5 protein-coding genes and 1 riboswitch are annotated in these 9,382 nt (G+C 49.3%); of the genes, 2 read left to right on the top strand and 3 right to left on the bottom strand.

All coding sequences use genetic code 11. The annotated features are described in order from the left end of the window. The first annotated feature begins 71 nt into the window (after nucleotides 1-71). Nucleotides 72-860 carry an inositol monophosphatase family protein gene (locus ACW6QF_RS09260; RefSeq protein WP_298547786.1) on the top strand — a complete coding sequence of 263 codons (789 nt, stop codon included), beginning with the start codon at nucleotides 72-74 and terminating at the stop codon, nucleotides 858-860. A 6-nt stretch (nucleotides 861-866) separates the two neighbouring features. Here ACW6QF_RS09260 and ACW6QF_RS09255 read toward each other — a convergent pair whose 3' ends face one another. Further along, nucleotides 867-2,042 carry a hypothetical protein gene (locus tag ACW6QF_RS09255; protein ID WP_456087599.1) on the bottom strand — a complete coding sequence of 392 codons (1,176 nt, stop codon included), beginning with the start codon at nucleotides 2,040-2,042 and terminating at the stop codon, nucleotides 867-869. A gap of 283 nt (nucleotides 2,043-2,325) precedes the next feature. On the opposite strand from ACW6QF_RS09255, the gene ACW6QF_RS09250 reads away from it, so the two are divergent. Next, entirely contained in the window at nucleotides 2,326-4,875 is a 2,550-nt protein-coding gene (locus ACW6QF_RS09250; protein ID WP_456087598.1) for a hypothetical protein, read from the top strand. Nucleotides 4,876-4,969: 94 nt separating this feature from the next. Here the strand turns inward: ACW6QF_RS09250 and ACW6QF_RS09245 are convergent, their stop codons facing one another. Both ACW6QF_RS09245 and ACW6QF_RS09240 read right to left on the bottom strand, forming a co-directional pair. Then, entirely contained in the window at nucleotides 4,970-6,508 is a 1,539-nt protein-coding gene (locus ACW6QF_RS09245; RefSeq protein WP_456087597.1) for an Ig-like domain-containing protein, read from the bottom strand. 26 nt (nucleotides 6,509-6,534) lie between these two features. Continuing rightward, nucleotides 6,535-8,895 carry a carboxypeptidase-like regulatory domain-containing protein gene (locus ACW6QF_RS09240; protein ID WP_456087596.1) on the bottom strand — a complete coding sequence of 787 codons (2,361 nt, stop codon included), beginning with the start codon at nucleotides 8,893-8,895 and terminating at the stop codon, nucleotides 6,535-6,537. 129 nt (nucleotides 8,896-9,024) lie between these two features. Further along, nucleotides 9,025-9,230, bottom strand: a riboswitch (cobalamin riboswitch). Nucleotides 9,231-9,382: the final 152 nt, after the last annotated feature.

Genomic DNA, 9,382 nt, shown 5'->3' with positions numbered 1-9,382 from the left:
AATATCGATAAAACGGTAATAATAACCGCCCGGAGCCGTTATATTAAGGCTGAACATAAAAAGATGAAACGATGATCGGAATATCGAACCTGGAATATCTTTGTGCGGAAGTACGGCAAATAGCCCGCAATGCCGGTACATTCCTGCGTGACGAACGGCAAAAGTTCGACCGGGAGAAGGTAGAGGAAAAGAGTGCGCACAATTATGTCTCGTATGTGGATAAAGAATCCGAACGGCGTCTGGTCGAACAACTTTCGGCATTGCTTCCCGGTGCCGGGTTTATTGCCGAAGAGGGGTCGGGAAGCTTGACGGACGAGGACTATTGCTGGGTGATCGATCCGCTTGACGGGACTTCCAATTATATCCACGACATGGCCCCTTACAGTGTCAGTATCGCCCTGAGGAATAAGGAAGAATTATTGTTAGGTGTTGTATATGAGGTCTGTCGTGACGAATGTTTTTATGCCTGGAAAGGAAGTAAGGCTTATCTGGACGGCAAAGAAATCCGGGTGACGGATGTGGCTGTTCTGGACAAGGCTTTTGTCGCGCTCGGTTTCCCTTACGATTCCGACCGTTACCGTCCGGTCGCCCAAAAACTGGTAGACCGTTTGTATGGCTATGCCGGAGGGACGAGACTGCTGGGCTCTGCCGCGGCCGAGCTTTGCTATGTCGCCTGCGGCCGGTTCGATGCCCGGATAGAAGGCTATCTCGGCCCGTGGGATGTGGCGGCAGGCGGTCTGATCCTGATGCAGGCGGGTGGCAGGCTGACAGACTTTGCCGGTGGCGGCACTTGGCCTTCTGCCGAGCAGGTGGTGGCGAGCAACGGGGTGATACACGACACGATCCTTCGCTTACTGTAGCACCGGTCAGAAGTAATATCCCAAACTGATATTGAATCGGGCATGCCAGGAGTTACTGCCCGTCCCCGCACCAAAAGCATTCCAGTCGGGACCGAACCACGGCTGGTGCAACCCTTGCGCATAATCCACATAACAGAGGACCGGGCCGGCGGTAATGAGACAGCCGGTGACATTCTGGAAGCTGTCATGAAATGATTTGTCCCATTTCTGCATCCAGCCGAAGTCGTTGTAGAACTGGATACTGTTCACGATCCCTTTTGAAAAAGGAATTGTATATCCGGCGCTAACAGAATAGATATTTGCCTTTGCCGCTATCTCGTAAGGAGCGTTGAATGCCGTCATCGTCACAATGTCGCGAGTTTCTCCCGGCTTGTTTTTCGGGTACATGGCATAGGTGGATACCTGCGTCTTGAGGCTTAATCCCTTCCAGTACAGTTCATGATGGACGGCAAACGCATAATGCGTACCGTTCTTTTCAGTATCCAGATTGTAGAGCATGCCGAATTCGGCGGATGCGCCTATCTTCTGCCGGGTTCCGTCTCCCCATTTATAGAAGACCTGTCCGTTGAACTGGTTGACTTCTTTGTTGCGGCCCGCAACATCGTAACTGTAACGATCTCCTGCCGTTTCCGAATCCGATCCGAACAGTTCCTCTTCCGAGTTTTTGAAGAAAGCGAGGGCATATTCCCACCGGTCGGCGGTGTACAAATATTTGATTCCCATATCCGAATCGTCTTCCAATCCCAGATAGTATGCGATTTGGAAGAAATAGTTGTGTGCGCCGTATGGCTGTATACCGAACGGCACGCGTGTCAGCCCGACCTGCAACTGATGTCTGTCATTGAACTTGTACCCGATCCAGCCGGATTTCAGCATGGCGCCGCCCGAAGGCTTTGCATAGAAGCGGAAATCCACATCCAATAAAATCTTTTTATATGATCCGGCCACTCCCAACTTAAAAAGATCATACCCGAAGTCGCCTCCCCGTTTCTTCGAACCTTCTTTCCAGTCCGAATAGTTATAGTTGAACCTGAGAAATCCACTGAATTTAAGATGTGGCAATTCTTTCCCTCTTGTGATTGTCTCAAGCCAAGTGGCGGTCGAGTCTTTTGGCAATTCCATACCGGTTGCCGGGAGTGCCAGCAATACACTTGCCAGCAGAAAGAACATTCTGTGTTTCATATCCGAATGATGTGATAATTTATTATTTGTGTATTTTAACCCTTACTTCTTAAATATAGTTTTCGATTATATAACTTTATATCAGCCGGAAAGGTTCAAAAATCCGGTCTGAATATATCGACTGTTTTCCGATAACTGATATGAATTAAATTATTTCCTCTTATCCGAGAGATAAAACAGGAATGCTTTCAACCTTTTACTGTTTTCACTGTTATTATTTAAAATAGGGATTCTGTAACGATTATCATCTTATATCATGGGTAAAAAAACGTTTCTAAAAAGAATGCTGGATATAACTGTCTTAGCCGGGGCGGTTATTGCTTGTTTTGTCGTAGTCTCTTATTACTGGTCTTTATGGCAAGGCGGAGATACCGTCTTTGTTTCCGCCGCAGAGGCTGTTCCTGCCTCTTCGTCGCCTTTGCCTGATCCGCAGGTCGTGCAGCAGGTCGACGGCGGGTCTTTTCCGGCCGGGAAACAGTATTGCCTGGTCTGTCATGAAGGAATAGAGCCGGCACGTCCTTTGCAGTCGGGCATGATGCAGGCAATCCTGGCAAAAGGCGCTTCGATGGGAGATCCGAACGGTTGCGTGGTCTGTCATGGCGGAAATCCGGCAGAAACGATTAATAGCCGGCTCGCCCATAGCGGAGCGCCTGCCGGAAGCCGGCTCGCCTCTTTTACGCCCGTGCCCGGTGCCTTGCAGGTGAATAACAATACTTGCGGGTTGTGTCATGGCGACCATACATACAACGTACGCCGTTCCAATATGAATACCGACGCCGGTAAGATGAAAGCCATCATGTGGAGCTGGGGGATCGGCACGGAGAACCATGACCATGTTTATGCCGACCACCGGATAGACGATCCGGATGGCCATACTCCCCGTTTCGGTTCGGATACCTATAAAGCCTATATGAAAGAAATGGCCCGGAACTTCCCCGGACAATTCCCCGATAAACTGGAAAAAGTCCCCGAAGCCTCGTTGGACAAGCTGGAAGAGATGCCGGAACAGGCCGCATTTACCTATTTGAGGAATTGTAACGCCTGCCATTTAAGTAACAAAGGAATGCAGGACAGAGGGCATTATCGCGGGATGGGGTGTGCCGCCTGTCACAGCCTTTACAGTAATGAAGGTTATTATGAAGGAGGCGATCTTTCGATAGACAAGAAAGCTACCGGCCATCTGCTGGTCCATGCGATGCAGGGTACGCGTAAGTCCCCTCAGATAGTGAATGGTAAGCTTTTGTCCGGCATACAGGTTTCTACCTGTGCTTCCTGCCATTCCGCCGGCCGTCGCATTGGACATGCCTATCAAGGGTTAATGGCTCTGGACCACAGTGACAATCGGGGGCCTTTCGATGAGAAAGGCTTGCCGCAGCAGACCAATGGCGGTTATGTTTTCAAATATATGCGCGATGATGCCCATCACCGGATCGACAAGGACGGCAAAAGCGTAACCGGTTTGCTGTGCCAGGATTGCCATACGACCAATTCCATGCACGGCAACGGCAATATAGGAACTACCACGCTTGCTACTGTCGAGATAGAATGTGCCGACTGTCATGGCACCCCCGACAGATATCCCTGGGAATTGCCGATCGGCTATGGTGACGAATTTGGTAAGAAACCGGATGGAGACGAGGCGCGTGGCCTGGCTGACGCACCGATGGAGGTCACTTCCCGTTTTGCAACGGTCTATCCGAAACAAGACGGCTATTTGCTTACGGTGCGAGGCAATGCTTTCGGTAATGTCGTGAAAGACGGTGATAAGGTCATGGTCCATTCCGAGACCGGGCTGGATTTCAATGTCCCTCTCCTGAAGCAAATGGAGAAAACCGGTACCTGGTCTGATCCCGTAAAAGCAAGAACAGCTATGGTTGCCGTCTCCAAGCATATGGAAAAGTTAGAATGCTATGCATGCCATTCGACTTGGGCAGCCCAATACTATGGTTATAAGTATGTAATCGACTATACAAAAGAATCTATCGACTGGCTCGATTCTCCGGAACAGGTTGCACAGGACGGTACGACTGCCGATTACCATAAAAAATATGTGATGCAAAAGGGTGCTCCCACATACGGCGATTACAGCCATATGCGAGGGGAGAATCCTCCATTAGGAATTAATGGCGAGGGACGTGTCACGCCTCTGGTCGGTGTGATCCAGACTGTCGGAACAGTGATCGGACCGGATGGCAAGACACTTGTCTGGAACCGGGTGGCCAAGACGGCAGCCGGCTATGATGCAATCGAACTGGCTCCTTTGAATCCGCATACAACCTCAAAGGCCTCCCGCGAATGTGCCGATTGCCACGGAAACCTGCAAGCGATGGGCTACGGAACGGATGGCGGCCTGTATGATGCCGAACCTGCCGTTACTCGCTATGCCGATGTAGTCGATGCCGGTACCGGTAATGTCAGCCATTATACTCGTGCACAGATCAGTGCCATCAAAGATTTGCACGGTGATTTCATGCAACTGCTTGCTTCCGATGGTCACCAGGTACAGACGATCGATACGCATTGGCCGACCTCCATGCCTCTGACAGCCGACCAGCTCGAATGCCTATCTCGCGGCGGGACCTGTATGGCTTGCCACCGGGACATTCCGGATGGTTCGATTCCGATGAAGATGTTGGGGCAGGTTGCCAAGGTCGCCAACCTGAGTTTTGCTTCGGCTGACGAACATGCTCATCTGTTGCGTGAGAATAATATCCTGATTGCCTGGATCAAGGTGTTTGCCATCATCGGGGGAATTATTGCCGTACCGGCAGCCATCGTATGCATCCTGAAACGAAAGAAAATAATGACAAGAATCCGTCGCATTCTGACTTAGTGCAGAAGCGAGATTCCGGAACCGGGCCGTTTCACGCAAGAGGAGGTGTTTTGCACACCTCCTTCGTTTGAAATATGGATTCTGGCAGGGCGGATCAATCGTTTTCCACCACGCGGATCATGTCGAAGTAGAATTGACCGGCCACTTCCGCTCCTTTTTCTACAGTTCCGTTCTTTGTGTCGTAGATGTAGATGACGGCATTGGCATCCGTTTCGGTGTTCACGCCGAAATAGGCTTTCTCGTTGAAGACGACAGAACGCTGTGAGAAACGGCCGCCGCTGTAAGCAAGTTCTTTGCCGCCATAGCTCAAGCGTGTCCTGTCACCTGTGGCAAGGTCTATGATGGAATAATAATGGCTGTAACTGTCGATCGCCGTGCCTGCCGCATCATTGCGGGCATAGGCAAGCGCCTTGCCGTTCCCCAAATACTGGATGGTAAGCAATTTACCGTCTGCATCCGGATAACCTTCGTAGTCGGGGTCGAAATCGGTTTCCCCGTTTTTGATGCGCAACAGGTGTCCTTCTTCTATGCCATTGGCATCGGTAAATGCGGCTAAATAGAGGTCCCCGTTTTCGTCATACATCACGCAATCTTGCATCAATTGACCGTATGCGCTTCCTGCCATTTCAGCCGCAAGCGAGTTTCGATTGGTGATTTCTACTGCCATATCGGAAGGATTGATGACTGCCGTGTGAAACGCAGTAGTGGTTTTGCCTCCTCTTCCGGATACGCCGTTTTTCCCGAAATAGAAATAATAGAGCTTTCCTGCTTTTTCGTTATAGGTGAGGATACCTGACGAGGAGAATTTTTCTGTCGTTTCGCCTTCAACTTCAGATTTTGGTAACGCAATATCCAATACACCTTCCTTCAAAATCGACATATCGCTGACGTTCAACTTGGTCCAAAGAATTTGGTCCGCTTTTCCACTTGCCGCCATAATGACGAGTGTGTTGTCGTCGATCCAGGCGTGAGAATAAGCGCGTACTTTATATGTGTTGTCTTTGAACGGTCGTGATGTAATTTCTACTATTTTATTGTCTTTGATCTGATACTTCACGAAACGGTCGTTGCTTGAAGGGATCTGGTAGTAATATTTTCCCTTCGAGATACTCTCCATCGAGTAGTCTCCCAATTCGGTCCCTTCACCTTTTACAGTGATGGTCCCTATATCGGCTGTCAGTTTATCGATACTGTTGACAACCGTCGTGTTCTTGCTGCTCATGCCGCCATGTTTTCCTACGGTCAGGAACAGGTCGAAGTGGTATTTGCTTTCGTCGAAAGCGGGTGCGTCACTTGCTACGGTTACTTCACAAGCGGCAGTGAACCCACCGTCATCCGTCTTTACCGTGATCGTGGTCGAACCTTCGGAAATAGCCGTTACTACCCCTTTGTCCACTGTAGCTACATTCGTGTCCGAACTGTTCCAGGTAACAGCCGTTACGGTTGCATTTTCAGGAACTACGGTCGCTGTCAGCGTTCCTGTAGTTCCCGTTTTCAGTGTTAATGCGGTCGGGGTGATCGTGACACCGGTCACAGATACGTCTTTCAAATCATCGTCATCAGAACAAGCCGTGAAACCAAGTGAGATCAGGGCGGTCATGAAGGCAAGCAATGTGAATTTGAACTTCTTCATTTTTCTCTTGTTTTTAAATATGAATGTTAATTGATGAATACTCTGAACTTTGCAAAGAAAGCGCGTCCGGGCTTTTGCAGCTTATAGTTGTCATAAGCCGTTTCATCGAGGAAATTCGAACATTCCAATGCAATGTTATAACGGTCCTGCTTCCATGAATAGGTGACGTTGGCATTGCAGATATGTTGCGAAGGGATACGGGCTTTGGTATCGCGGTTGCCATAGGCTTCCCAGGTCAGGAAATACCAATGTACCCATTGGAACGTACAGCCTAAACGTAGCTTGTTGTCTTGTTGCAGGAGGTTGCGGAACGTGTAGCTTGCCTCCGCACTGCCGAACAGCCAGGGACGGTTGGGCACGTGGTTGTCGTACGTGGCGGACGGTTTGCCGTCTTCTTTGTATTTTTGCTGGTCACGGGCATCCTGGTAGCTGACGTTGGCCATGAGTTGCAAGCGGCCGTCCCAATCATAACGAACTTCCCCTTCCATTCCTTTGATGTGGACGGCGGGATCGTTGACAAACTGCATCATACCCTCTTTTTCAATGACGGAGGTCTGTATATAATTGTCCACATAACGCAGGAATCCGTTTGCCTCGTAATAAATCGTATGTCTGCCGGCAGGATGCCATGTGCCGAACAAGGCAAGATTGACGTTGTTGCTCTTTTCCGGTTCCAGCGCTACATTCGCATAGATAGTGGTCCCGTTGCCTAACAGTTCGCGAGCGATAGGCAGGCGCACGCTGTGTTCATAAGAAACCTTTACCGCCAACGGGTCGAAGAACATGTAACGCAGTCCGGTACCATATCCGAAATAATTTTTGGTGGCGGAACCCAACACTTTGTCCGATCCCGTCACGGTGGACTGGTCGGTTTGCCGGATATTCGGACGGTTCACATAATCTTTAGCAAAGAATACATTCTGCATCTTCCCGTCAAAAAACGACTGGCTGTAGGTCAGTCCGATAATATGTTTGGTAACGGCATCGTTTGATGGTTCGAAACTTTGGTCCAGGTCATCGTAGCGATCGTTTCCGGTGCGGCTCAAATGATAGTTCAGGTTGAGGCCGTGATGCCCGTCCAACCGGTAATCCAAATTGACACGCGCGATAGTCAGAGGGCGTTTATAATGGCGTATGGAGGGTTCATTGCCTCTGATTTCGTTGCGCTGGCTCACGATATAGCCTCCATCCCAATAATATTTCCGATAGGCCGTATCGATCGTAATGGAATGGTCCCATGTGTGCGACAAAGTCGCTTTCAATGTCATGCCTTCGGTAATGAAATTATATTTGCTGTAACGCGCCGATATGTTCCAGGCATCCGAATTTCGTTCGGCCATACCATATACTTTGGTCTGCACGGAGCCGGTCTGCAACTCCTTGTCCGTTTTAGAGTAGGAAGCGGAAACAAAGAATTCGTCAGCCCAGAATTTACCTGTGATTCCGGCTTCTATCTGTGCCAATAGCGAAAAATAACCGTCATGGAACCGTTTGGGGTTGGCGTAGATAAATTGGTCGCCTGTCTCATTGCGCATCTGTACGTCTTTCATCCGGTAGTCGTTTTTCGAATAGTTGACGCCGATGGCAGGACGCACGATCAATCCGGTGCGCCGTCCCACAAACTGTGCGTTCAGGTCGGCACGATGTGTGTGGAAGGAACCAATACTGTAAGAAGCGTCCAGAAAGTTTTTCTTTTCCGTCTGGGTGATGATGTTGACGGCGCCGCCTAATGCATCCGTACCCAATGAGGCCGGTACTACGCCTTTATAGATCTCTACCCGGTCGATCAGGTTGACGGGCAGATTGGCGAGCGTCACATTGCTCCCTTTGCTATCTAAGGGGACACCGTCAATGAAATAACGGACGGAATTGCCTGACAGCCCGTTGATCGAGAGGTCGAAGTCGGAACCTACGCCTCCCTCTTCGCGCACTTTGACACCGCTTGTGCGATTCACTAATTCATTCAGGTTGTTAAGCGAATTAATGATAGGCTTGACATCAAGTGCATTGACTGAAAGTGCACTTTCTCTTGCCTGTTGAGATTGCGTTTTCCCGTACACTTCCACTGAGTTCAGGTTTACGGACCTTTCTTCCAGTTTGAAATCGAGGGTTTTGCTGTGGGAGAGATCGAGTGGGATTTTGATTGTTTGGTATCCTAAGGAGGAGACGACGAACGTGTGTTTGCCGGGGGATACTTCCAGGGAATAGTACCCCTTGTCATCCGTATAAGTGCCGGAAGCCGTATTTTCGATGGCGATCGTTACCAGCGGCAGGGGTGTGCCTTGCCGGTCGGTGACTTTCCCGGAGAGCATGACCTTGTTTTGTGCCGTCAGGTTCGATTGCGACAGGCAGACAAGCAAAAGAAATACATGTACAAAGACTTTCATTTTAATCCTTGATATAGCGATTCATGACTTGCTTAAGGGAATGCACACAAAGAGAAATGATTTCTTTATGTAAAGGGATAAAGAATGACCTGACTCGATGTTTTGCTGCTTTATTTCCCGAAAGCATTAAAACTATGTTCGTTCTTGGCAGGTCTTCTGACTTGTTCCGTCTTTGAATGCCTTCCCATCCGGTGACGGACAGTGGCTTGCAGCGTATTCAAAGATTTGGAGAGGAACTTACAGCAGCGGGTCTGTTCAGGATTCGCACCTGATTCCCTTTTCATCGCGCTCCCGTAGCGATTGGGAGTCGCAAAACCAAAACTGCGGCAAAGATAAGAAAAATCTCTGTCCGTACAAAAAGCGGATAAAAAAACAAATTCATTTTCACGAAGTTGTACCTACCCTTCAAAATACCTATGTTTTGATCGCAAAGCATAGATGTTTTAAAATCGAATCACCGGTGTTTTGAAAATAGATGCCTGTCGCT

The organism is Parabacteroides sp. (genome assembly GCF_977054455.1).
This window is presented reverse-complemented; position numbering and strand designations above follow the sequence as displayed.